We start from the raw sequence: 23,967 nt of genomic DNA, 5'->3' as shown, positions 1-23,967 counted from the left end.
GGTCAGGCACCTTCCTCGGGAGAACGGCGGGAGTCGGTGAGGTTCGCGTGCCCGGCGGACGGCACGCGCAGAAGCAGGATGCTCACGAGGCTGATCAGCGCGATCAGCACGAAGTAGCCGGTGATGGACATCGAGGTGCCTGTCGCGGCGAACAGGGAGGTCGCCACCATCGGTGCGAGACCGCCGCCGAGGATCGCGCCGACCTGGTAGCCGAGAGACGCACCGCTGTAGCGGATCTTGGCGGGGAACAGTTCGGCGAACAGCGCCGACTGCGGGCCGGCGCAGCAGCCGAGGGTGAAGCCGAGGCCGACCATGGCGAGGAGCATGACCGGCAGGAGCGCCGTGTCCATCAGGGGGAAGAACAGGGCGGCGGCGACGACCAGGGCAGCCGAGGACCGGATGTAGACGGTGCGGCGTCCGACGAGATCGGAGCGCCAGGCCGCGAAGGCCATACCGGCCATCCAGAACGGGCACGAGGCGATCAGGAGCGCGAGCATCGTGGTCTTGCTGAATCCGAGCGTGGCCTCGCCGTACTTGAGGACGTAGACCATGTAGGCGTAGGCGATGCCGTTGGTGGCGATGAAGGTGCCGCCGGCGAGGAGCACGGTCTTCCAGTGCTGGGTGAGCACCTCGAGGATCGGCAGCTTCTCCTCGGCCGCGGGGGCGTCCTTGGCGGCCTTGAACTCCGCGCTCTCCTCGAGACCCAGGCGGATCCACATGGCGACGAAGACGAGCACCGCCGAGGCGAGGAACGGGATGCGCCAGCCCCACGCGTTGAACGTCTCCTCGCTGAGGAAGGCGGTCAGCGGCAGGTAGACGAGGTTCGCGAGCAGCACACCGGCCGGCACACCGATCTGCGGTGCCGCGCCGTAGAGGCCGCGCTTGCCGGCCGGGGCGTTCTCGGTGGCGACGAGCACCGCTCCGCCCCACTCACCGCCGACGCCGAGACCCTGGATGAACCGCAGGGCAACGAGCAGGATGGGGGCCGCGACGCCGATGGCCGCGTAGTTCGGGAGCACGCCGATCGCCACGGTCGCGAAGCCCATCAGCAGCAGCGAGACGACGAGCATCGACTTGCGGCCGATGCGATCGCCGAAGTGGCCCATCACGACGCCGCCGATGGGGCGGGCGATGAAGCCGACGGCGAGCGTGGCGAAGGCGGCCAGGGTCCCCGCCACCTCGGACGAACCGGGGAAGAACTGCGGGCCGAGCACGAGCGCCGCAGCGGTGCCGTAGATGAAGAAGTCGTACCACTCGATGGCGGTACCGACGAAGCTGCCGAGCGCGGCTTTGCGTGCGGCTCTTGCCGACGTCTGCGGCGTCGAGTCAAGGACGGTCATGTTCAGTGCCCTCTCCGGCGGTCGATCCGAGGCATCCGATTAACGAGCGTTCGGACGCAGTGGGACAATCATGAGAGCGGTCACATCGTTTGCAAAGCGCACAAAGTCGGTGAATATCCGCGGAAATTCCGTGAATGGGGACGTTCGACCACGTCAGAGGGCCTGTGAGGTCCTCGCGACGTCGACGACGAAGTCCGTGAAAGTTTGGGCAACACGGCTCGGAAGGGCGTCCTTGCGCCACGCGAGCACGATCGGCACGGGCTCCGGGGTCGGATCGACGATGGGCAGCAGGACGAGTTTTCGGCCCTCGTAGGTGACGTCGACGGCAGGTCGCTGCACGAGCAGGGTCCAGCCCAGTCCGCGCCCCACGAACGACCGCGCCGTCTCGAAGGTCTGCGTCCGGTACGCGATGGACGGGGTGAAGCCGGCCTCCGCGCACACCCGCAGGGCGTGCCCCGAACTCGGCGGCGCGTCGAGGAGCACCATCGGCTCGTCGGCGAGGTCGCGCAGGCGTACCTGCGAGGCCCCGGCGAGCGGATGATCGGCCGAGACGAGCACCATCGGCTCACGCACGTCGAGGGTCACCGTCTCGAGTCCCGGTTCGAGATCGAGGTCGTACAGGAAGGCCACGTCGAGCTCGTGCGAGTCGAGCAGCAACCGCAGACGGTTCTGGGTGTCCTCGCGGAAGTCGACGTCGGCACGCGGGTGGGCGCGGGTGAACTCGGCGATGAGGGCGGGCAACAGCGTCGGTGCGAGGGAGAGATAACACCCCACCGCCACCGGACCGACGATGTCGCCCGCCTCCGACCGCGCGTCGCTCTCGAGTTCGCTCGCGTGGTGCAGCAGCATCTTCGCCCGCTCGAGCACCGCGTGACCGGTCGGTGTGAGCTTGACGCCCCGTGCGCGTTGCCGGACGAGGAGCTTGACCGCGAGAGCCTTCTCCAGATCGGTGATCGCGGACGACAGCGCCGAGTGGGACATGTGCATCGCGTCGGCGGCCGCGGTGATGGTGCCCCACTCGGCGACGGCGACGAACGCCGCGAGTTGCCTCATCGTGTACGTGGGCACCGCGTCCGTCCTGGCCATGGTCCTACCGTAGTCCCGGGCCTCCGACCGTCGTCCCGGGCAGAAGCGCTCACACGAACCGGAAGAGCGGTGGGATCGCGACGACCGCCAGTGCCGCCCACCCGCAGTAGACGGGCAGGTACCGCATCTGCCACCGCTCGACCGCCGCGAAACCGGAACGGCCCCGCAGGAACGAGATGCCGAGCCACGCCGCCCACACCAGGTTCACCAGGAGGACGAGGTTCAGACCGAGGGCGGTGACCTTGTTGGCGGTGAAGCCGAACTCGGCGATGCGGGTGGCCATCGCAGTGAGCATCAGCAGGTCGACGGCGAGCGCCGCGGCGATCAGCACGACCTGCAGCAGATCGAAGACGTCCGGTGCGGCGTGCGGGTCGCGGGCGGAGATCGAGTAGAGCAGGAGCCCCAGGACGAGCACGAGGATCAGGTCCATGAGGATCAGCAGGCCCCGGTCGACGTCGACGACGCTGTGGGACGCGATCACCGCGACAAACAGCGCGACCAGCATGAGGATCGTGACGGGCGTGAAGACCCGAGTGAGAACGGGAGCGATGTTCTCCACGACCTGCTGCTTCGCCTCGACGAGCCAGGCCGCGACGACGATCGCTCCGGCAGGCCCGAACGGGACGATCCACTGTTCGAAGAACGGTTCGATATCGATCCCCAGGGCGCTGAAGGCACCCGCGGTCAGCCCCATGAGCACGCCGCCGCCGAGCGCGAGCAGCGCCAGGTACACGGCGAACTCCCCGGTGAAGCGCACGAAGTCCATGCGACGGCGATGGGATCGCCACTGCCCTGCGACATAGGCCGCACCGACGACGAACCACAGGACCACCGGGGCGTGGATCGCCGCGATGATCTCGGTGGCGCCGCCCGGTTCGAACGGGAAGACGTTGAGCACGATCGCCACGAGGACGAACGGAACGGCAAGGAGCGCACTGCTCTTCGGGCTCATCTCCCGCTTCCACGCGAAATACAGCGTGAGGAAGGGCAGCACGAGCACGGCGGCGTTGCGCACCAGTGCGTTTTCGGAGAGCCACTCGAATCCGGCCCGGACGGCCAGACCGGCACCGAGCGCGCAAGCGAGGACGACCGCGAGTTCCCTACGGCGACGCGGGGTTCTGGATTCCTCACCGCGACCGCCACCGGTGAGGACGAGCTGCTTCCACAGCCGGTCGGAGTGTTCCTGGGCGAACTCGCGGGAGACCTCGTCGAGACCACCCATCCGGCCGACCGCGACGAGGAATGCCTCGTCGGCCGTCAGTCCGACCGACACGAGGTCCGAGATCTGTTCCCGCAGATGATCTTCCATCTCGTCGATGTCCGAGGACGAGATGACCCGATGGTCGGCGACGTAGTTGCGCCAGCCGGCGATCCGGTCCTCGAGATGTGCGTCGAGTGTCATCACGACCACCCCGGCGCGACGGCGGGAGGCAACTGGGCCGACTGCCAGACCTGGTGCAGGGCCTCGGCGACGACCGTCCACTGCGCCGCCCGTTCGGCGAGGACCTCGCGACCCGCATCGGTGATGGCGTAGTGCTTGCGGCGGCGCCCGTTGTCGGCGACCCGCCAGGTGGCGGACACGTGCCCCGCCCGCTCGAGGCGGTGCAGGAGGGGATAGAGCATCCCGTCGGTCCATTGCATCCGGCCCTGCGACAGCTCGTTGACGCGCTTGATGATCGCGTACCCGTACGACTCGCCCTCGGCGAGGATGCCGAGCACGAGCGGGGTGGCGGAGGCGGCCACCAGATCCTTCTCGATGAACATGTCGCCCTCATACCTAGAAGTTCTATGGATAACGGTGACCCTAGCAGACCTAGGTATGCGAACCGCGCGGTCGCCCATCACCGGTGCCGGGACTTCTTCTACTGCTCGCCGCGGGACTCGGCAGCGGGCGCGGACTCGTCGGAGCGACTCCACGTCTCCGTCACCCGGGCCCGGCCGCGTTCGAACACGTCGCCGAGGACTCCCCCGACCGCCTTGAGTGGACTGCTCATCGAGTCCAGCGCCTCGGCCACCACAGAGTCCTCGTCGTCGAGCCAGCCGGCCTCGTCGGCACGGCACGCCCACCGGAAGTCGTCGATGTCCCGGCGCAGACCGGCCAGCACCTTCGTGGTCCGTCCCGACGACAGGCGTCGGACGACCTCGATCGGAGGATCCTCCGCGAACCGCGCCAGTGCGGCGCGGGCACGACGGAGCAACGCCGCGTCCTGCGTGAAGTGGTCGGACAGAACCTGCCGCGCGGACGTCAGCGCGTCGGTCAGATCCTCGTCGCGCGTGCGCGCCAGGTGCACGCGATGCCACAGGAACAGGCAGTCCTCGACGATCACGAGCAACTGCAGCGTCTCCCCCAGCGCTCCTTCCGCCGCAACCGTCTGCAGCAGTTCGATGTGCTCACCCACCGCCGCGTCGAGCCCGAGATCGTCCAGCGACGACGAGACGTGACTGCGCAGACGCATCACCGTCTCGGCGAAGACCGGGCCCACCTCGGCGACGACCGACCACTCCCCGTCGGGCAGACCGCCGGTGTGGTCGACGATCGATGCCGCCCTGGTCAGGATGTTGTGCGTGGCGACGATGTCGCCGGCCGGGGGCGCCCCGGACAGGTCGAGCACACGGTCGACGGTCCCGGGCGCCGCATCCTCACCTTCGAGCCGCACGACGGCGGCCTCCACCGACGAGATGGCTCCCCGCAACGCCTCGAGAACCGCGTCGAGGGCGGCGGGGACTGCGACGGTGGGTTTCGACGTGTCGGCCATTCCTCAATCGTGCTACGTCCGAGGTCCGGATGCATCACGTCTCCCGGTCAGTTCGAGACGCGCACCCATGCCTGCTCGAGCAGCGCGACCACCTCGGTCTCCCGACGGGCGCGATAGGCCGACAGGATCCGACGCGGACGCGACTCCCCGTCGAGGCCGAGGGCGGAGGCGAGTGCCGCCGCGATCCGTTCCTCGGGGACGGTCTCCGGTTCGGTGTGGCCGATGAGCGAGAGCGCCTTGCGCAACGGTTCGGCGTTGTCGGCGACAGTGCGCAGCGGCAGGACGTCGAACCGGCCGTCGGTGCGGATCTCGAGCAGCAGCTCGTTGTCCTCCTCCACCCCGACATCCTCGAGGAAACGGCGGATCGAGGACAGGCGCGGCGCCGGCCCCGTCCAGCGCAACGTCTGCCCTCCCAGCCGGGACGGCAGCACCACATGGCCGCCCGGCGCGCAGTTCGCGATCGTCGCGACAGCGGACGGAACCGTGAACTCGGCTCCCCGAAGGTGGTCGCGCGTCGCAGGGATCCGCAGCCGCCAGGAGTCGCCCAGCCGGTACAGCCGACGCGTGCGCTCGGGCACGGCGATGGGGACGTGCGAGCGGTGACGCCGCCGGACGCGACCGTCGACGACCTCGAAATCCCCTCCACCCGTGAATGTTCGAGCGGAGTCCTCGGAGATACCGAAGCGGTCGACGAGCGCGGCGACCACCATGTCGCGATCGGCGCTTCCTCCGCGGGCATCGACCAACCGCGCAATGCGGTTGCGGATCGCGATGACCACGTCGACGTCCCACTCGGCCAGCGCCCACCGCTCGCCGTCGGACGTGAAGCGCTCGTCGTCGGCGAGCTCGGAGACGAGCGTATGGACGTCCGCATTGACACCCATCCGTGCGACGAGCGTGTCGGCGGTCAGCGGATCGCCGAGCACCTCGAGGACCTGTGCGGCACGACCCGCGAGACCGTCCGGCGGGGACAACAATCGGCGTTCGAAGGTCGTCGTGCCGCAGTACTGCGTCCACGCCTCGAACTCACCGTCGGGAAGCGACCACACCGCCTTCACCGCGGCCGGCTCCACCACACCGTTCGGCGACTCGAACTCCGAGAGCAATCCCCGCGTCTGCTTCTCGGCGTCGGGCAGATCCGGCACGGCGACCCACCCGTCCGCGACCTCGAAGCGATCGTCGAGCCGGTGCAGCACTCGCCACAGGGGCACGTCGAAACCCGGCACGGTCCGGTTCAGCACCGGATGGGCGCGCACCACCCGGTCGAACGACGCCACCGGCTGCACGTCGACGCGCAACGCCGCCAGCAGGTCTCCCACCGCCGTGCCGAACGGGAAGGTGGAGGGCCCGGCCGGGTCGTCGACGTCGTCGTGGACGCGGCGCCGCAACGCCGCGCGCTCCGCGTCGGGCAGTCCCTGCAGGTACTCGGTGAGTTCGGTGATCGGATCGGACGGCGCCACCACCGGGAGGTCGCGGGCGGTGAGCGCCCGCAACCGGGCCGCGGCGTCCTGGATCTCCTCCGGCGCGCCGTCGTCGATCACGGCCTGCAGAAGGGGTGCGTCGTCCTGACCGCACACTCTGCGCCACCGCGCCAGCGCGGCCAGGTCGTCGAGGAGCAGCGCCACGGCGGGCACCCGCGCGGCACGCGGATCGGCCCCGAGAGTGGACGGCTCGCGGAGGACCGTCGTGACGAGCGCGGCACAGACGATCTCCTCCACCGCCTCGCGGTCGGCGCCGCGGACCCCGAGCAGGTCGGCCGGACTGCGGCTGAACAACTCGGCGGTGGTGGGTGCGTGGGGAAGGCGTGCGACGAGGGTCGCGGCGGCCGGACCGAGATCGAGTGCGGCCACGGGCACTTCGTCCTCACGCAGCAGACCGTCCGCGAACCGCAGATCAGGGTGATCGGTGACGTAGATGTGGGCGAGTTCGGCACACAGCTCGGGGATCTCGGTGTGGCCGGAAGTCTCGGCAGGCGACTCGTTCTCCCACCATCGCGGGGACGACACCAGCGCGCCGAGGGCGGCGGTGCGGGCCGAACCGTAGCGATCGAGCCACGGCATCAGATCCACCCAGCGACGGCTGTCGAGTTCGTCCACCGACATCGCACGAGACCACAGCGACACTGACCGTTGCTCCTCTTCCACGCCCGGCGGAGGCCGCGGGCCCCCTGTCCGGCGTCGACGCCGCGCTCGTGCAGCGCGTCTGCGCGAGGCGCCCTCGACCCGGACGCCGTTCTCACCCTACCGTCCGACCGCACCGTTCCCCGTCAGGTGACAGCAGTGTCGGAGGCCGTCAGGTGACAGCGATATCGGAGGCCGAGTCGTCGCGTGCCTCCGGGCGGAGGCGCAGCAGGACGAGTCCCGTCACCGAAGCCACGATGAGGGAGGCCACCAGTCCGTTGACGTGGAGCGCCCAGACGGCGATCACCGCCCCGGCCAGTCCCCCCACCAGAGCGATCCAGAGCAACACTTTTCCCAGGACCGAAGCCATGTCCGCGCACCTTCCGGCAAATCACGATCAGAACGGTGAGGATAGTGTCATCTGTCACAGACTTCGCGAAAGCCCTCCGGTGTGTCGACGAATCGTGCCCGCACGGTGACCGGGGCATACTGGGGCGGTTCGCGACGGCGGGGCCGGGCAGGAACACGACGGGAGGCGGATCAGTGGCGGGACCGACGAGTGACCGAGCACGCACGGACGTGATCCTGCGCGACGTGACCCTGCGCGACGGACTCCAGCTGACCGGCAAGCTGCTGCCCACCGAACGCAAGGTGGAGATCGTGCGGGCGCTGCTCGCGGCCGGAGTCCCCGAACTCGAGATCGGATCCCTGGCCCGTGCCGACCTCGTGCCCCCGATGGCGAACACCCTCGACCTCGTCGCGGCGCTGACCGAGGAGGAACTCGACCGCTGCTGGATCTGGGTTGCCACACCGCGCCACGTCGAGAAGGCGATCGCGGCCGGGGCCCGCCGGTTCCAGTACTGCTTCTCGGTATCCGACGCCCACAACCGCGCCAACATCGGCCGCGACACCGAGGACAGCCTCGCCGCGATGCCCGCGGCGATCGAGCGTGCCCACGCCGCCGGCGGGAGCATCCAATTGTGCCTGGCCACCTCGTTCACGTGCCCGTTCGACGGTCCGGTCGATCCCGACCGGGTCGTCGAGATCGCGTGCGACCCGCGCACCGACGGGGCCGTCGACATCGTCGTCGCCGACACCCTGGGGCAGGCCGTGCCCGGACAGGTGTCGTCGCTGGTCGCGCGACTGGCCGCCGAATCCCCCGACCGGCGGATCGTCTACCACGGTCACGACACCTGGGGTCTGGGTGTCGCCGACAGCCTCGCCGCGATCGAGGCGGGCGCGACCGTCGTCGACGGTGCGCTCGCCGGCCTCGGAGGATGCCCGTTCGCGCCGGGTGCGAGCGGCAACACCGCGAGCGAGGACCTGCTGTTCGCGACGCGACCGTCGTGGCTGGACCCGGAGATCTTCGGCGCCCTGGTCCGCCTCGGTGAGGACATCGTCGCCGAACTGGACGAACCGAACCGGTCGCGTGCGCGGCAGGGCGCCCGCTCCGAGGCCGAGGCCTTCGCCTGGGTGCTGCGGTGACCCGCATCCTGATCGTCCCCGACAGTTTCAAGGGCACCTACACCGCCGTCGAGGTCGCCGATGCGATCGCGTCCGGCGTCGAGAGCGCCGGGCACACCGCGATCCGGATGCCCGTCGCGGACGGCGGTGAGGGCACACTCGACGCGCTCGCAGAACCACTCGGCCTCGCCCGGATCGAGGTCGAGACCGTGAACCCGTGGCGCGCACCGTGCCGCGGGCTGCTGGGGATGTCGCCGGACGGGACAGCGGTCGTCGAGCTCGCCACGGCGAGCGGCATCACCACCCCGCACGACGGTCCGCGCGACGCCGTCACCGCCGATACCTACGGCACCGGCATGGTCATGGCGGACGCCGTCCGGCGTGGAGCACGGCATCTCGTCGTCGCCGCCGGTGGATCGGCGACGACCGACGGCGGTGTGGGCGCGATCGCCGCCATCGACGAGCGGGGTGGACTCGGCGACGCACGCGTGACCGTGCTCTCCGACGTCACGACCCGCTACACCGATGCGGCACGGATATTCGGGCCGCAGAAGGGCGCCGATCCGGCCGCCGTCGCGCTGCTCACACGCCGCCTCGAGGAGACGGCGTCGACTCTCCCGCGCGACCCGCGGGAAGTGGACGGCACGGGTGCGGCCGGTGGCTTCTCCGGCGGCATGTGGTCGCGGTTCGGTGCCGAACTACGCTCCGGCGCCGACTTCGTGCTCGACGCAGTGGGTTTCGACGACGCCGTGCGCACCGCCGATCTCGTGGTCGTCGGCGAGGGACGGCTCGACGGTCAGTCGCGGGCGGGCAAGATCGTCTCGGCGATCCTCGCGCGCTGCGGCGAGGTACCGGCGGTCGCGGTGGTCGGTTCCGTCGGCGACGATCTCGGCGACTACCGTGCCCGGTTCGAGAATGTCGTCGTGGCGTCCGATGCCGCGGCGCTCACACGCGCTGGTCGCGCACTGCGCCCCTGAGCGGCGCATCGGAGCACAGTGCGCCCCTGAGCGGCGTACACGAGCGACCTGCGAGGGATTACGGCGCAGTGGGCTGTGCGCTGCCGCACGGGTTTTCGGTGGGCGTCGCCTCGGGCGACGGCGCCGGGTCGACGGCCGGATCGGAGGCGCGGGCCGGCCACGAGGCCGGTCGTGCCTCGAAACACGGGTCGGCGACGGGTGCCCGATCGGGCGACGGCACCGGCGACGGCGGTGGTGCGACCGCGGTCTGCAGTCCGGGGGCGGAGCGCTCCGCTTGCACACCGCTGCTCACCGCGACCGCCAATCCCCCACCCAGCAGGGCGACGAGCGCGACGAGCGTGGCCAGCAGGACGGTGCCGCGACGACGACTCGGGGGCGTGGCGACGACCGTCGGGGCACGCCGGGCCCCTGCGACCAGCGCCGCGCCGGTTGCGCGATGCCAGGGCACCCCGTGGGGAGTCACGAAGGGGACACCGAGAACCGTGGCGAGTTCCCGGGCCGGACGGGCGTCGCCGGGACGCAGATCGAGAAAGACCACGGCGTGGGGAGAGATTCCGGCGCGGGCGACCGCTTCGTCCATGGCCTCGGGCAGGGACTGTGTGTAAGGACCGAACTCGTCGCCGTCGGGGCTGACCGTGGACAGCACCGCGCGCGAGGGGACATCGACCATCGATGCCGATTCGACGCCGTAGGTGCGGGTGTGCAGGGCCAGGACGGGCAGATCCGCCAGCTCGGGCGCACCGGCGAGGAACGCCAATCGTGCGTCGTCGAGCAGGACCGTGTCGACGTCGACGCCGAGCACGGCCCGGACGGCCTCGGTGACCGGGTCGGCGTCCTCGTCGTTCTCGGGACCCGTCACCACCGCGGCGGCGACCAGGGTCAGTGATGCTGCCGACGCGCGTTCGGCCATGGCGGAGGCCGCAGCGGCGGCGGCTTCGGCCGGTGTGTCCCCGGGTGCACCGAAACCCCGCTGGGAGTCGAACGGACCGAGACTGGGCACGTCGGCGTCGACGAGGACCGCGCATACTTCACCGTCGTCGACGGAGATGCCGAGCATCGGGCGCATCTGTTCGTCCCTCCACGGCTGCCGACACGAATCACGACGACCCGAGCGGCCGTCGCTCGGACGAGCCTAACCGACGCCGGTGCCTACTTCCGGTAACAACCGACGGTGAGTCCCACGGTCGCAGCGAGGTAACTTCCGAAGGTGATGTACGAGCCGTCGGCCGCGAACATCCGGAGGACGAGGCCCGTATCGGGCGGAAGTACGTGCCGGCCATGGAAGCCGGCCCGCGCCGCTGTGTCCTCGAAGATGCCGGCGGCACGATCGAGTTCGTCCACCGGCACCGGCCGCGCCGAGCCGTGGATCGGAAGGTGCACCGTCAGACCCGAGGTGCCGTCGGGCAGCGTGCATCCCGCGGTGGTGCTCGAGTACTTCTGTTCGAATCGGACCCCGGGGAACTCGGCGGACAGTGCGGTGAGGACGTCGCGCTGCACAGCGGTGTAGTACTCGACCGCGCCCGCGCTGGTCGCGGCGATCGGCTCGGGCATCGCGACCGGTGACACCGTGGTGGTGCACGCCGCCACGAGCGGCGTCAGCAGCGCGATGCACAGCCCGGCGCGGATTCTCGGTGTGGCGGTCACGGTGTGCTCCGTTCTGCGGTGCCCGCGACGACACCGGCGATGTGGTGGGAACTCGACGTTCCGGGGACGAGATACGAGCTGTGGCCGGTGATGCCCGCCAGCGGGGCACCGGTGGTGGTGGTGCCGGGACCGGCAGGAAGATGCGTCAGGCCGTCGAGGAAGCTCGGGTCGCCGCCGAAGGTGCCCGCGTCGGCGACGATGTCGCGGTCGGCTTCGACGAGATAGGCGGAGCCGGCCGGGATCCGCAGGTCGGTCACGTCGGCGGTCCCGATTCCGGGAGCCCCGGCGAACACTGCGGCGTCGACCGCGCCGGTCTCCCTCAGCGCCAGTCCGGAGACCACGGCCCCATAGGAATGCCCGACCGTGGTGATGCGCGGGTCGTCGGGACGCGACGCAGTGATGCCGTCGAGGAAACCGGCCAGCCGGGGTGCGGCGATCCGGGCGGCGAGATCGGAGACGGGACTGCGTTCGGTGAAGGCGAGACCCCAGCCCCATTGAGGGGCCTGGTAGTTCAGCCAGGTGACGGCAGCGACCGCGGGTTCGTCGCCCGGGTCGTCGGTGAGGAGGAGCCGAGCGGAGTCGCGCAGGGCCGCGACCTGGGTGTCGTAACCCTCGAGATTGCCCTGCACGGTAGAACCCGCGCCGGGGACGAAGACGGCCACGTGCTCGGCGGTGTCGACGTCCCCGACTGCGACGGCCGCCATCGCCTCACGTCCGGACAGGTCGAGGGCGAGCAGTTGCCGGTCGCCGTGGGCGAGGGTCGCGTCGATCGCGTCGAGGGCTTCGATCTTCCGCAGCGTCTGCTCCAACCCCGCGTCGGCGTCGGTGAACAATCCCGTGACGCCGGGGAACATCGTGTCGAGTTCGGCCTGCAACTGCGTCGCGACCGATCCGAGCCGGCGGCGTTCGTCGTCGAGCAGAGCGCGATTGGCGAGATCGCGAGCGGTAGCCGGGATTCCGTCGAGCGCGCCGATCTTCTCGGGATGTTCGGCGGCCAGCACGGTGCGTACCGTCTCGTCGAGCCCGTGCCACCATCGCGCGACCTCGACGGGGTCGGTGGCCGGATCCGGCAGGGCCGGCAGCGGCAGCGGCAGCGGCAGCGGTCCGGATCGTGGGAACGCGGTATGGATACCGTCGCTCTCTCCCGAAACGGTGTCCGTCGAGGCGGATCCGTCGCGCAACCGGGCGGCGGCCTCCCGGTCGAGAGCATCGGCGCGCACGAGCAGGGCGCGCAACGGCGCCGCGAGCAGTTCGTCGTCGTCGACGACGCGACCCCGTGCCGCGGCCCGGGACTGCAGGTGGCCCAGTTCCGCGCGCAGCTCCAGCAGTCGCGGTACGACGAACCGCGCGCACTCGGCCGCCTGTCGATACGACTCGGCTTGCACCCCGAGATCCCGGCTGTGCGAGAACGATACGGACCGTGCACTGTCGTGCGCCGCACCGCGCCAGGCATCTTCGAAGGATGCCCACCGCAGGACGTCGCCGGACACTGCGTCGACCGCGTCGGCGCACAACGCGAGTTCGGCCCCCAATCGTTCGAGCGCATCCGGGTCCCACCCGGCCAGATCGTCCACCCGCACACCACCACCCCCTGCCGCGGAAGCATAGGGGGCACCGACGACGACCGGCCCGCGGAATGCTCCGCGGGCCGGTCGCTGTGGACAACTCCACTGCCTGTGGACAACTCACGTCCACACGGCACTTCTCGCTGTCTACATGTCGCTGATCGCCTCGAGTGGCGGTGTCTTCGCCGCCCGCTGCCCGGGCCACAGCGCCGCGAGCACACCGATGATGCCGGACGCGACGAGCATGCCCACGACCTGCGACCACGGTACCGAGATGATGTCGAGCCCCTGATCGGCGAGCGTACGCACGAAGGCCCAGCCGAACGCGAGACCGAGCACGACACCCACGACCGCACCGAACACCGCGATGAGCAGCGATTCGAGATAGATCGTGCGGCGCACCTGGGCGCGTTGCATACCGACCGCGCGGAGCATGCCGATCTCCCGCCGTCGCTCCACCACCGACAGTGCCAGGGTGTTGACGATGCCGAGGATCGCGATCACCACGGCGAGGGCGAGCAGACCGTAGAGGATCGCGAGGATCGTGTCGATCTGCTGTGCCTGCTGTCCCTTGAACTGTTCGCGGTCGAGGACCTGCACGATCACGTAGTCCTTGACGGCGCCCTCGATCGCCGTGCGTACCTGCTCCGACTCGTCGACGGTGTTCATGAGAACCACGAGCGCCGAGCGGTTGTTCGGAGGCGTGAACTGCTCGAACAGTTGCTGCGAGATCACCCACGGGCCGATGAGCTGGTTGTCGGTGAAAATGCCGGCGACGGTGGTGTCGACGGTGTCGCCGTCACGGCTGGTGAGCGGGACGGCGGAACCCACCTGCCAGCCACGATCGTTCGCCGCGGTCTGCGAGACCAGGATCTCGTCGGCGGACACATCGCCGGTACCCGCGGTGATCTGCAGGTCGAGGACGTCCTCGAGCGGCCCTCCTGCGGCGGCTCCGAACTCGAAGTCCTGGTCGATCTTCGCCTGGACTCCGTAGACGGGCACGACCTCCTCGACGCCGTCGACGGTGCGCACGGCATCCGCGGCGGGCGTCGGAACGCCGAACATCTGCGGCCCGGTGAGCATGAAGTCCGCCTCGACGCCGTTGTCGACGAGCGAGTCGACACTCGCCTTCGCCGACGAACCGAACACGCCGATGACGGAGACGAGCATCAGGCCCAGGGTGAGGGCGAAGGCCGTCGCGGCGGTGCGCCGGGGATTGCGGGTCGCGTTGGTGCGCGCGAGCCGGCCGATGGATCCGAAAGGTCGGGCGAAGACGGCACCGAGCGCGTTCACGACGGGTCGGGACAGCGCCGGCGCCGCGAACAGGACCGCCAGGATCAGCAGGAACGCGCCGATGCCGACGGTCGCGGCCGCGCCACCGCCGACCTGCTGGGCGCCCACCACGACCAGGGCCGCACCGACGATCGCGCAGAGCACACCGATGATCGTGCGCAGCCGCAGCGATTCGACCGTCGCAGTGGATTCCTCGCGCATCGCGGCCACGGGCGGAACGTGGGTCGCCCGCCGGGCCGGGGCGTAGGCACTGATCATCGTCACGACCACGCCGACGAGCAGCGCGACGATCACGGTGCGCGGGGACAGCTGCAGCGGGCCGGACGGCAGTCCGAGATCCGCGGCGTTCAGCGCCGCGCGCAGGCCGTAGGCGAGGGCGACACCGGCGGCGATGCCGATGACGCTGCCGATCAGGCCGACGACGAAGGCTTCGAGGGTGACGGACCGCCCGACCTGCTTGCGGCTCGCGCCGATCGCGCGGAGCAGAGCGAGTTCGCGCAGTCGCTGAGCGACGATCATCGAGAAGGTGTTGTAGATGATGAACGTGCCGACGAGCAGTGCGATCGCGCCGAACGCGAGCAGGAAGTAGTTGAGGAAGTTCAGTGCCTCGGCGACCTGCGACTTGGTCTCCTCGGTGACCTCGGCGCCGGTCTGGACCTTCAGATCGGGCAGCGCCGCCGCGATCTCGTCGCGCAACTCGTCGGGCGAGAGCGACCCGTCGCCCGCGACGTCGAGGAAGCCGACGTGCCGGCCGTCGGTGAACAGCTGGGACGCCTGCTGCTCGGTGAACAACGCGCCGATATAGCCGCCCGTATCGGTGTCGAGCTGGTAGACGCCGCTGACGGTCACCGGCACCATGCCCTGGGAGATGGTGAGCACCGTCGTGCTGTCGCCGACCGAGAGTCTGCCGCGTTCCGCGGCGCTCTCGTTGAGCGCGATCTGCCCGTTCTGCGCGGGCGGTGCACCGGCGACGAAGATCTCCGGTTCGCCGACGAGACGGTCGGGCGGGATGTAGGCGTAACCCTCGGCGGGCGCGCCTCCGGTCTGGATCGCGGCGCCCTCGGAGTCGAGGACGATGATGCCGCCACCGATCGTCGGAGAGACGCGGTCGACGCCGGGGAGGGCTGCGACCTCGTCGACGGCCGCGATCGGTACGCCGCTGGTGCCGTTCTCCTCGGTGCCGACCCGGACGTCGACGCCCTGGGCGACGTCGCCGAAGATGTTGTCGAAGGTGCGCTGCAGCGTGTCGGTGAAGACGAACGAGCCGGTGATGAAGGCCGTGCCGAGCACCACGGAGAGCACGGTCAGGGCGAGCCGCACCTTGTGGGCGGCGAGGTTGCGCAGGGCAACTCTGCGGATGGGATTCCCACTCATCGCGGTGTCTCCTATTCCGCCACGGGTGCCGCGGAGGCGGGATCGAACTGCTTCATCCGGTCGAGCACACGGTCGGCCGTGGGTTCGCGCATCTCGTCGACGATGCGTCCGTCGGCGAGGAACACCACGCGGTCGGCGTAGCCGGCGGCACGCGGGTCGTGGGTGACGATCACGACGGTCTGGTCGAACTCGTCGACGGCGGCCCGGAGGATGGAGAGCACCTCACCGGACGAGCGGGAATCGAGATTGCCGGTCGGCTCGTCGCCGAAGATGATCTCCGGTCGGCCGGCGAGGGCACGCGCGCACGCGACGCGCTGCTGCTGTCCGCCGGACAGCTCGCCGGGGCGGTGTCCGAGGCGGTCGGTGAGGCCCAGACGGCCGACCACGGTGTCGAGCCATTCGCGATCGACCTTGCGGCCCGCGATGTCCACCGGCAGGGTGATGTTCTCGAGCGCGGTGAGAGTGGGGACGAGGTTGAAGGCCTGGAAGACGAACCCGATGCGGTCGCGCCGCAGCTGGGTCATCCCCTTGTCGGACAGGGTCGTCAGGTCGGTGTCGCCGATGAAGACCGCTCCGGAGGTGGCGCTGTCGAGACCTGCGAGGCAGTGCATGAGGGTCGACTTGCCCGATCCGGAGGGACCCATGATCGCGGTGAACTCACCGGCGGCGAAGTCGGCGGTCACGCCGTCGAGGGCGTGTACCGAGGTTTCCCCGCTGCCGTAGATCTTCTTCAGGTCCTGGGCGCGGGCTGCTGGGGCCGAGTGCAGTGGCATGCACCCATCTTCCCGGTGCGGGGACCCTCGCACCATCGGGGAGGACCCCGATCTTCGACTCGGGGATGCGGGCGTATGCCGGGCGGGGGGCTCAGGCCCAGCGGGCCTGCCCTCCGTCCAGCGGGAGCGTCGCGCCGGTGAGGTACCGTGCGTCGTCGCTCACGATCCAGGCCACGGCGCGGCCGATGTCCTGTTCGGGGTCGCCGATGCGGCGGAGCGGGATGGACTTCACGAACGCGGCGGCCTCCTCCGGGTACGTCTCCGTCCACTTCTTCAGGCCCGGGGAGAGGGCGTGGGGGGCGACGGCATTGACGCGGATACCGTCGATTCCCCATTCGGATGCCGCGGTGCGCGTCAGCGACCGCAGTGCCTCCTTGGTCGAGGCGTAGCCGCCGTACCCGCTGGTGTCCCACCGCACGGCGGCGGAGGTCACCATGTTGACGATGGACCCACCTCCGCGGGCCTTCATGATCGGGTGGACGAGTTGCATGGCCTGCAGCGCCGCGAGCGGACCCGAGCGGTACGCCTTCTCCAGCACGGCCGGCTTCAGGTCGAGCAGCGGGCCGAGCGGATTGAAGCTGGCGTTGTTGACGAGGATGTCGACGCCGCCGAACAGCTCGACCGTTCGATCCACCGCGGCCGTGATCTCGTCCGGATCTGCAATGTCGCACACCACCGGCTCCGCGGTGCCGCCGAGAGTGCGGACTTGCTCGACGGTGTCCACCAGCTTCGATTCGGTCCGGCCGGTGACCGCGATCGCCGCGCCTTCGCGGGCCAGCGCGAACGCCACGCCCTGGCCGATCCCCTGCCCCGCTCCGGTGATCAGCGCGACCTTGCCGTCGAGTGTGCCCATGCGTCGTCGTTTCCCGTCGTTCGTCGTGTCGTCGAGTGCGACGAGTCGACCAGATTCCGGGCAGGTCCGGGTGTTGTGGTCCCGGTCGCCGGGACATCCCCCTACCCTGTGGGACATGCGGATAGGTGCGCACGTCCGGCAGGACGACGATCCCATCGGTCAGGGCGAACATCTCGGCGCCGATCTCGTGCAGGTGTTCCTGTCGGACCCGCAGAAGTGGACGAAGCCCGGTGTGCATCCGCGCACCGAGCAGATCCTCGCGTCGGATGTCGACGTGGTGGTGCACTCGCCGTACGTCGTCAACGTGGCGAGCCTGAACAACAGGGTGCGGATGCCGTCGCGCAAGGCCGTCGCCGATCATGCCGAGGCGGCCGCGCGGATCGGTGCTCTCGGGTTGGTCGTCCACGGTGGGCACGTGCGCGCGGGTGAGGACGTCGCCGCGGGAGTCGAGAACTGGCGCAAATTGTTCGAACGGCAGGAGGACAAGGGCGGGTTCGGGGTGCCGATCCTCGTGGAGAACACGGCTGGTGGCGATTTCGCGATGGCTCGCTATTTCGACGCGATCGGCCGCCTGTGGGACGCCATCGGCGATTACGGCCCCGGTTTCTGCCTCGACACCTGTCATGCCTGGGCGGCCGGGGAGGATCTCGTCGGTGTCGTCGAACGCGTGCGTGCGGTCACCGGCCGGATCGATCTGGTGCACCTGAACAATTCCCGCGACGAGTTCGATTCGGCCCGCGACCGGCATGCCAATCTCACCGATGGGCAGATCGATCCGCAGTTGCTCGCGGAGATCGCGGTGCAGGCCGACGCACCGATCGTGCTCGAGACCCCGGCTGAGGGACTCGCCGACGACATCGCCTTTCTCCGCGAGCACTCCTGACGACGCACTCCGTTCCACGGGTGCACCCTGCGCGGACGGATGCATCTTGTCGACAGCGCGCCTCTGTCTCCGGACGGAGCACACGTTCCGCGGAGGCGGAGGTCATGCCCCGGGCAGCTCGCCCGTGAGATACCGCTGGATCGTGGGGGCGACGATCTCGACGAGCTGCTCGGACTGCATCGACGCGAGCGGTTCGAGTCCGAGGATGTAGCGCACCAGCATGATTCCGGTCATCTGGGTGGCCACGAGCTCGGCGCGCAATCTGCCGGTGCCCACGGGACGATCGATGCGCTCGAGCAGGGGCGCGAGCGCGACCTCCAGTAGGAACGACCGGATCAGTCCGCTGTCGCCGCCGGTGATCTGCGCACGGAACATCGCGACGGCGGCGTCGCGGTGCGGGGAATCCCACACGCCGAGAAGGGCGGTCGCGAGAGCCCGGCCGAGTTCCGCGCAAGGGGCCGCGTAGACGGGGGCGAGGACGTCCCGCGGATCGACGGGCAGCGCGACGGACGCGGTGAACAACTGCAGTTTGGTGCCGAAGTAGTGGTGCACGAGCGCCGGGTCCACTTCGGCGCGGGCCGCGATCGCACGTACCGTCGCCTTGTCGTAACCCTCGACGGCGAACAGTTCCCGTGCACTCGCAAGGATCTCGTCGCGAGCGCCCGAGTGTCCGGGACGGCGTCCGGGACGCCGGGGCCCGGCCGGGTCCGTCACGGGGTGCGGCGGCGCAGGGTCGCCGCCCCGAGCGCGAGTGCCGCGGCAGCGAACGTCGCGACGACGACCAGGTCCCGCACCATGACCCCGGTGACACCGGGGTTCACGGTGATCTCCTGCAGGGCCTCCACGGCGTAGCTCAACGGCAGCGCGTTGCTGATCCAGCGCAGCCAGTCGGGCAGATCTTCCCGAGCGACGAGCAATCCGCACAGCAGGAACTGCGGGATGACGATCACCGGCATGAACTGCACGGCCTGGAACTCGGTACGGGCGAAGGCACTGCACAACAACCCCAGGGAGACACCCAGCACCGCGACGAGCACCGCGACGACCAGCACCCACAGCACCGACCCGGCACTGGTGACGTCGAGCAACCAGAACGCCACCGCGCACGCGAGGCCGGCCTGGACGGCCGCCGCGAGCGAGAAGGCGCTGCCGTAGCCGGCGAGCAGGTCGAGTTTCGTCAGCGGCGTGGTGAGCAGCCGTTCGAGAGTGCCCGAACTGCGTTCGCGCTGCATCGCGATGGAGGTGACCAGGAACATCACGACGAACGGGAGGATCCCGAGCATCGTGACGGCGATCCGGTCGAACAGCGAGACTCCTCCCGGTCCTGTAGGGGCGTTCTGGTACATGAAGTACAGCAACGTCATCAGCAGACTCGGGACGAGCACGATCATCGCGACGGTGCGACGGTCCGCCCGCAGCTGACGCAGGATGCGTGTGGTCGTGGTGGCATAGACGACGGTGCTCACGGTCGTGCTCCCGTCCGGTTCCGGATGAGTCGGAGAAAAGCGTTCTCGAGGCCCGTCTCCCCTGTCTGCTCGCGCAGTTCGGCCGGGGTCAGCCGGGCGACCAGCCGGCCCTCGCGCAGCAGTACGAGTGTGTCGCAGTGATCGGCCTCGTCCATGACGTGACTCGACACGAGCAGTGTGGTGCCGCGATCGGCGAGCGATCGGAAGTGCTCCCACAGCTCGGCCCGCAGGAGCGGGTCGAGTCCGACGGTGGGTTCGTCGAGGACGAGGAGTTCGGGATCGCCCACCAGCGCGCACGCGAGCGAGACCCGCCCGAGTTGGCCGCCGGACAGGGCCGACGTCCGGTCGTGAGCATGGTCGGTGAGCCCGACCGCCGCGACGGTGTCGGCGACCGCAGTTCCCTTCCGTCCGTAGAGCGACGCGAAATAGGACACGTTCTCGGCGACGGTCAGGTCGGGGTAGACGCTCGGCGACTGGGTGACGTAGCCGATGCGGCGGCGCAGTGCGGCGCTGCCCGCAGGCAGGCCCAGCACGGTGACCGTGCCGGATTCGACGATCTGGGTGCCGACGATCGTGCGCATCAGGGTGGTCTTCCCGCAGCCCGAGGGCCCGAGAAGGCCGGTGATCGAGCCGCGCGGGACGCGCACGCTCACATCCTCGAGGGCTCGGTGGCTGCCGCGCCGGACGTTCAGGTCGCGGATGTCGACGGTAGTGGAGGTGTGGTTGATGTTCATGATCCACTCGATTCATCGAGTGTCGAATTCATCCTCGGACGAATTGTGCGCCTCATGTCTCGATCCGGTCAACCCCCGCGAGCGTCGCCGGGCCCGCCGGACGCTCCGACGTACCATGAGCCCCATGAAGCACACGCGTCTCGTACTGGCCGTCACCGCAACAGCACTGGTCCTGGCGGGATGCTCCGCCGGCGGCGACGAGCCCGCACCCTCCCCCGCCGTCTCGGTCGACACCCCGACGTCCTCGGCTCCCGAGCCCACCACCTCCGCCGAGGTCCCGCGCGATGCGCGCGACAAGGTCTCCCCCGCCGGAGAGGACGCGAAGCTCACCGTCGTGGACATCCGCACCGGACGGCACGAGGGCTTCGACCGCGTGGTCTACGAACTCGGCGGCGAGGGCGCGCCGGGATGGCGGGTCGGTTATGTCGACGAGGCGATCCAGGACGGCAGCGGCAAGGAGGTCCCCGTCACCGGCGACGCCGTGCTGCAGGTGCTCATCGACGGCTCCGCCTACCCGTTCGACAGTGGGGTCGAGCAGTACGACGGCCCGGATCCCGTGCTTGCCGAACCCGGCGGATCGGTGGTCGAGGTCAGCGGGTCCGGTGTCTTCGAAGGTGTCACCCAGTCGTTCATCGGCGTCGCCGCGCACGGCACCCCGTTCTCGGTCTTCTCCCTCACCGGACCGACCCGAGTGGTGATCGACGTGGCACGGTGACTGCTGCTGTCCCGGCACCGGCCCGGAGGTGACGTTCGGGGCCGACATGGGCCACCCTCACGACCGGACTGCGGCACCGTTCCCGTGCTGCCACGTCCTCGCCACCCGTCCCGTCGGTGGCGACGCCTGGATACGTCGCCAGATCTCCGCCGCCGCACTCTGCGCCGACGCCAGCAGGCGTCTGTCACCGATCCGGGCGGACGGCCCGAAGACCGAGAGTGCGGCCGCCTGTCCGGTGTCGATCCGGCCGATAGGCACCGCAGCGCAACCGAATCCTTTCCTGCACTGTTCCTGGTCGTAGGCCAGACGGGTCTGCCGGACACGTTCGGCTTCGGGAGAATCGCTGCCCAGCGCAGCCAGAAGCGCCCTGCCGATGGTCGACGACGCAGCCGGGAGTCGTTTGCCTGCCCGTGAATTCGAGACAGCCGAACCCTCGTCACCGATCGCCTCGAGATACACCGCGTCGTCCCCGTCGAGCACACCCAGGTGTACGACGCACCCACTGATGCGGTGGAGCCGGTGCAGAGTGGGCAGAGCGGCTCGTCGCACCATGTTGTGTTGTGCGGCCGCAGAGCCGAGTTCGATCATGCGCAACCCCAGCTGGTAGTCCATTCCGTCCCGATGGACCCACCGCAGCTCGACGAGTTGTTCCAGTGCGCGATGGACGGAGGTACGCGACAGTCCGGTAGCAGCCACGATCCGGGACAGGGTGAGGCGTTCCGCGTTCTCCAACGCGGAAAGGATCAACGCGGTGCGCTGGATCGTTCCCTTCGGAACAGTCTGCGGGTCGTCGATGTGCATCCGGTCTCCTGTGTCGTCCTCACGGTCTTCGTAGCACCACGGCAGAGCACCGTCGGGCAAACTTCCGGACACCGGGAACAGACCTGTCGAGGACGACCACGGTTCCTGTGTACTCGACCCATGGCCCACCCCGTCTGCTCGCGCCCCGGACCTCTGCTGCAGGGCCCTTCTCCCCGGGATGACCGAGGGTGGAGGGGGATCGATCGTCAACCTCACCACGGTCGAGGCGCACCGGGCGATTCCCGGCCACGCCGTCTACTCCGCGTACAAGGCGGCCCTGACGCAGTTCACCCGGTCGCTCGCCGCCGAGGTCGGACCGGACGGCATCCGGGTCAACGCGATCGCCCCCGACCTCATCGATTCCGTACAGGTTCCGTACGACCGACTCGTACCGGAACGTGATCGGGCACTGTGGCCCACCTGGTCGCCTCTCGGTGGCCCCGGACGCCCCGAGGACGTCGCCGGGGTGGCCGTGTTCCTGGCGTCGGACCTGGCGCGCTTCGTCACCGGCGGCACGATCCACGTCGACGGTGGTACCCATTCGAGCGGAGGCTGGGTCCCGAGACACTCCGGCGGGTGGACCAACCGCCCCCGGCATCCCTGACCTGTTCCACGACAACGAAAGATGCAGCACATGAAGATTCTTCTCGTCGGTGGTACCGGCATGATCGGCGCACACGCGGCACTGCTCCTCCGCGAGCACGGTGACGACGTCACGGTCGCCGCTCGGGGAGCGTTGTCCGACGATTCTCCGGTCGCCGGGTTTCCGCTCCTGGTCGGCGATTACACCGTTCCCACCTTCACCGCGGAACAACTCCGGGGGTTCGACGGTGTCGTCTTCGCGGCCGGACAGGATCCGCGGCATCGCACGGACGGGGGCGACGACGAAGCGTTCTGGGAGACCACGCAGAGCGTCGGTGTGCCCCGCTTCGCCGCCCTCGCCAAACAGGCCGGGGTGGGTCGCTTCGTGCAGATCGGCAGTTACTACCACCATCTGCAACCGGCCTTCGCAGACAGCAACCCCTACGTCGCGGCGCGCCGGGACGCCGACGAGGGCGCACGGGCGCTGGCCGACGACTCGTTCACCGTGTGCACTCTGAACCCGCCCTCGATCATCGGGGCGGTACCGGGTGCTTCGGCCCGGCGCTACCGGCGCATGGTGTCCTGGGCGGCCGGTAAGGAACCGGCCTTCCCGGACTTCGCTCCCACGGGAGGCACCAACTACATGTCGGCGTACTCCCTCGCCCAGGCGATCCACGGCGCGCTGCATCGGGGAGAATCCGGCAAGGCCTATCTCGTCGGCGACCAGAACCTGCTGTACAAGGAGTTCTTCCAGCTCATGGTCGATGCCGCCGGTGGCGATCGCACCATCCCCGAGCGGGACGAATCGCATCCCTTCCTGCCCGACGCTGCGATCGTGCAGGGCAGAGGCAACCGCCTGTCCTACGAGCCGGCGCCCGAAGAAGTGCAGCTCCTCGGATACGATCGCAACGATTGCGCCCGGGCCGTCGAAGAGCTCGTCGAGGTCGTTCTCGCTGCCGGTCGCTGACCGATCCCGGGCAGTCGGTTCGGACGGGACCCGACCGAACCGACTGCCGGGACGGGGCAGTTCAGGCCGTGGGCACGGTGACGGGACGATCGTCGACGATGTCGACGATCAGTTCCCGGCGGGCGATCCGCCAACGATCGTCCTCACGCCGGTAGGCATCCCGATAGCGGAGGGTGATCGCGCTGTCCCGCATCCCGTCCCCGCTCCGGTACAGATGGTGGGCGAGGCAGTACACCCATCCGGTGGCGCTGTCGCCGTCCACGTCGATCACCCGCTGATGCACCGCGTGGTGGGTGGCGTGCAGGTGCGCGGTGCCGTCCAGCACCATTGCGACGATCGCATCCCTGCCGACCGTGATCGCCGCGCCGCGACCACGGGTCACGGCGGGAGGCCGGACGAATTCGGCGTCGACGGTGAACAGGGCAGCCAGCGCGGGCCGGTCACGGGTGTCGACCGCCACCGAGTATCGGCCGGCCAGATCCGAAAGGTCGTTCATTCGCTGCAGTATCCGGTCTCGGACCGTGTGGCCGGTGCCGGAGTCCACTGAACGGAATCGCCATCCGATCGTCGGCGA

23 protein-coding genes and 1 pseudogene are annotated in these 23,967 nt (G+C 69.6%); 6 read left to right on the top strand and 18 right to left on the bottom strand.

The genetic code is table 11. The annotated features are described in order from the left end of the window. Positions 1-2: 2 nt before the first annotated feature. The 7 genes from PV766_RS10875 to PV766_RS10845 all read right to left on the bottom strand — a co-directional run bounded on the left by PV766_RS10875 (position 3) and on the right by PV766_RS10845 (position 7,672). Positions 3-1,340 carry an MFS transporter gene (locus PV766_RS10875; RefSeq protein ID WP_421097013.1) on the bottom strand — a complete coding sequence of 446 codons (1,338 nt, stop codon included), beginning with the start codon at positions 1,338-1,340 and terminating at the stop codon, positions 3-5. Positions 1,341-1,493: 153 nt separating this feature from the next. Continuing rightward, entirely contained in the window at positions 1,494-2,426 is a 933-nt protein-coding gene (locus tag PV766_RS10870; RefSeq protein WP_060651644.1) for a LysR family transcriptional regulator, read from the bottom strand. A gap of 49 nt (positions 2,427-2,475) precedes the next feature. Beyond that, positions 2,476-3,828 (bottom strand): permease prefix domain 1-containing protein, encoded by a 1,353-nt coding sequence (locus PV766_RS10865; RefSeq protein WP_421097012.1) that lies wholly within the window; start codon positions 3,826-3,828, stop codon positions 2,476-2,478. After that, positions 3,828-4,190, bottom strand: a complete 363-nt coding sequence (locus PV766_RS10860) for a PadR family transcriptional regulator (protein ID WP_247848720.1) — start codon at positions 4,188-4,190, stop codon at positions 3,828-3,830. The genes PV766_RS10865 and PV766_RS10860 overlap by 1 nt, the downstream gene beginning before the upstream one ends. A gap of 98 nt (positions 4,191-4,288) precedes the next feature. Next, positions 4,289-5,182 (bottom strand): hypothetical protein, encoded by an 894-nt coding sequence (locus tag PV766_RS10855; protein WP_421097011.1) that lies wholly within the window; start codon positions 5,180-5,182, stop codon positions 4,289-4,291. A 47-nt stretch (positions 5,183-5,229) separates the two neighbouring features. Next, the gene (locus PV766_RS10850; protein ID WP_129977617.1) at positions 5,230-7,305 is read right to left on the bottom strand and encodes a hypothetical protein; all 2,076 of its coding nucleotides are present in this window, start codon (positions 7,303-7,305) and stop codon (positions 5,230-5,232) included. 169 nt (positions 7,306-7,474) lie between these two features. After that, entirely contained in the window at positions 7,475-7,672 is a 198-nt protein-coding gene (locus PV766_RS10845) for a hypothetical protein (RefSeq protein WP_016934832.1), read from the bottom strand. Between the two features lie 209 nt (positions 7,673-7,881). Here PV766_RS10845 and PV766_RS10840 point away from each other — a divergent pair, with 209 nt between their 5' ends. Next, positions 7,882-8,787 (top strand): hydroxymethylglutaryl-CoA lyase, encoded by a 906-nt coding sequence (locus PV766_RS10840; RefSeq protein ID WP_255162463.1) that lies wholly within the window; start codon positions 7,882-7,884, stop codon positions 8,785-8,787. Continuing rightward, positions 8,784-9,743 carry a glycerate kinase gene (locus PV766_RS10835; protein WP_172506090.1) on the top strand — a complete coding sequence of 320 codons (960 nt, stop codon included), beginning with the start codon at positions 8,784-8,786 and terminating at the stop codon, positions 9,741-9,743. The genes PV766_RS10840 and PV766_RS10835 overlap by 4 nt, the downstream gene beginning before the upstream one ends. Positions 9,744-9,801: 58 nt before the next feature. Here PV766_RS10835 and PV766_RS10830 read toward each other — a convergent pair whose 3' ends face one another. The 6 genes from PV766_RS10830 to PV766_RS10805 all read right to left on the bottom strand — a co-directional run bounded on the left by PV766_RS10830 (position 9,802) and on the right by PV766_RS10805 (position 17,245). Continuing rightward, positions 9,802-10,809, bottom strand: coding sequence for a hypothetical protein (locus tag PV766_RS10830; protein WP_421097010.1), 1,008 nt, complete (start codon positions 10,807-10,809; stop codon positions 9,802-9,804). Positions 10,810-10,892: 83 nt separating this feature from the next. After that, entirely contained in the window at positions 10,893-11,387 is a 495-nt protein-coding gene (locus PV766_RS10825) for an LppA family lipoprotein (RefSeq protein ID WP_421097009.1), read from the bottom strand. Continuing rightward, positions 11,384-12,961: an alpha/beta hydrolase gene (locus PV766_RS10820; RefSeq protein WP_421097008.1), complete on the bottom strand. Its 1,578-nt coding sequence runs from the start codon at positions 12,959-12,961 to the stop codon at positions 11,384-11,386. Before PV766_RS10820 ends, PV766_RS10825 begins: the two co-directional genes overlap by 4 nt. A gap of 138 nt (positions 12,962-13,099) precedes the next feature. Then, the gene (locus PV766_RS10815; protein WP_421097007.1) at positions 13,100-15,619 is read right to left on the bottom strand and encodes an ABC transporter permease; all 2,520 of its coding nucleotides are present in this window, start codon (positions 15,617-15,619) and stop codon (positions 13,100-13,102) included. A gap of 11 nt (positions 15,620-15,630) precedes the next feature. After that, positions 15,631-16,392, bottom strand: coding sequence for an ABC transporter ATP-binding protein (locus PV766_RS10810; protein ID WP_064064380.1), 762 nt, complete (start codon positions 16,390-16,392; stop codon positions 15,631-15,633). 91 nt (positions 16,393-16,483) lie between these two features. Next, on the bottom strand, positions 16,484-17,245 hold the full coding sequence (locus PV766_RS10805; RefSeq protein ID WP_421097006.1) for an SDR family NAD(P)-dependent oxidoreductase: 762 nt from the start codon (positions 17,243-17,245) through the stop codon (positions 16,484-16,486). Between the two features lie 115 nt (positions 17,246-17,360). Here PV766_RS10805 and PV766_RS10800 point away from each other — a divergent pair, with 115 nt between their 5' ends. Beyond that, entirely contained in the window at positions 17,361-18,128 is a 768-nt protein-coding gene (locus PV766_RS10800) for a deoxyribonuclease IV (protein ID WP_421097005.1), read from the top strand. 102 nt (positions 18,129-18,230) lie between these two features. On the opposite strand, the gene PV766_RS10795 is transcribed toward PV766_RS10800, so the two are convergent. From PV766_RS10795 to PV766_RS10785, 3 genes are read right to left on the bottom strand one after another with little or no spacing between them, the layout of a single operon-like run. Further along, entirely contained in the window at positions 18,231-18,842 is a 612-nt protein-coding gene (locus PV766_RS10795; protein WP_064064383.1) for a TetR family transcriptional regulator, read from the bottom strand. After that, on the bottom strand, positions 18,839-19,594 hold the full coding sequence (locus PV766_RS10790) for an ABC transporter permease (protein ID WP_129977622.1): 756 nt from the start codon (positions 19,592-19,594) through the stop codon (positions 18,839-18,841). The genes PV766_RS10795 and PV766_RS10790 overlap by 4 nt, the downstream gene beginning before the upstream one ends. Further along, positions 19,591-20,328 carry an ABC transporter ATP-binding protein gene (locus PV766_RS10785; RefSeq protein ID WP_421097004.1) on the bottom strand — a complete coding sequence of 246 codons (738 nt, stop codon included), beginning with the start codon at positions 20,326-20,328 and terminating at the stop codon, positions 19,591-19,593. Before PV766_RS10785 ends, PV766_RS10790 begins: the two co-directional genes overlap by 4 nt. Before the next feature lie 124 nt (positions 20,329-20,452). Here PV766_RS10785 and PV766_RS10780 point away from each other — a divergent pair, with 124 nt between their 5' ends. After that, positions 20,453-21,043 (top strand): AMIN-like domain-containing (lipo)protein, encoded by a 591-nt coding sequence (locus tag PV766_RS10780; RefSeq protein ID WP_064064386.1) that lies wholly within the window; start codon positions 20,453-20,455, stop codon positions 21,041-21,043. A gap of 57 nt (positions 21,044-21,100) precedes the next feature. Here the strand turns inward: PV766_RS10780 and PV766_RS10775 are convergent, their stop codons facing one another. Next, on the bottom strand, positions 21,101-21,844 hold the full coding sequence (locus PV766_RS10775; protein WP_051017539.1) for an IclR family transcriptional regulator: 744 nt from the start codon (positions 21,842-21,844) through the stop codon (positions 21,101-21,103). A 148-nt stretch (positions 21,845-21,992) separates the two neighbouring features. Here PV766_RS10775 and PV766_RS10770 point away from each other — a divergent pair. Together PV766_RS10770 and PV766_RS10765 are read left to right on the top strand one after the other, a co-directional pair. Next, a pseudogene (locus tag PV766_RS10770) lies at positions 21,993-22,448 on the top strand (SDR family oxidoreductase); the annotation flags it as partial. 30 nt (positions 22,449-22,478) lie between these two features. Next, the gene (locus tag PV766_RS10765; RefSeq protein WP_064064387.1) at positions 22,479-23,393 is read left to right on the top strand and encodes an NAD-dependent epimerase/dehydratase family protein; all 915 of its coding nucleotides are present in this window, start codon (positions 22,479-22,481) and stop codon (positions 23,391-23,393) included. A 61-nt stretch (positions 23,394-23,454) separates the two neighbouring features. Here PV766_RS10765 and PV766_RS10760 read toward each other — a convergent pair whose 3' ends face one another. After that, the gene (locus PV766_RS10760) at positions 23,455-23,889 is read right to left on the bottom strand and encodes a nuclear transport factor 2 family protein (protein WP_064064439.1); all 435 of its coding nucleotides are present in this window, start codon (positions 23,887-23,889) and stop codon (positions 23,455-23,457) included. Positions 23,890-23,967: the final 78 nt, after the last annotated feature.

It is taken from the genome of Rhodococcus sp. As11, assembly GCF_048957735.1.
Taxonomy (GTDB): Bacteria; Actinomycetota; Actinomycetes; order Mycobacteriales; family Mycobacteriaceae; genus Rhodococcus; species Rhodococcus gordoniae.
This window is presented reverse-complemented; position numbering and strand designations above follow the sequence as displayed.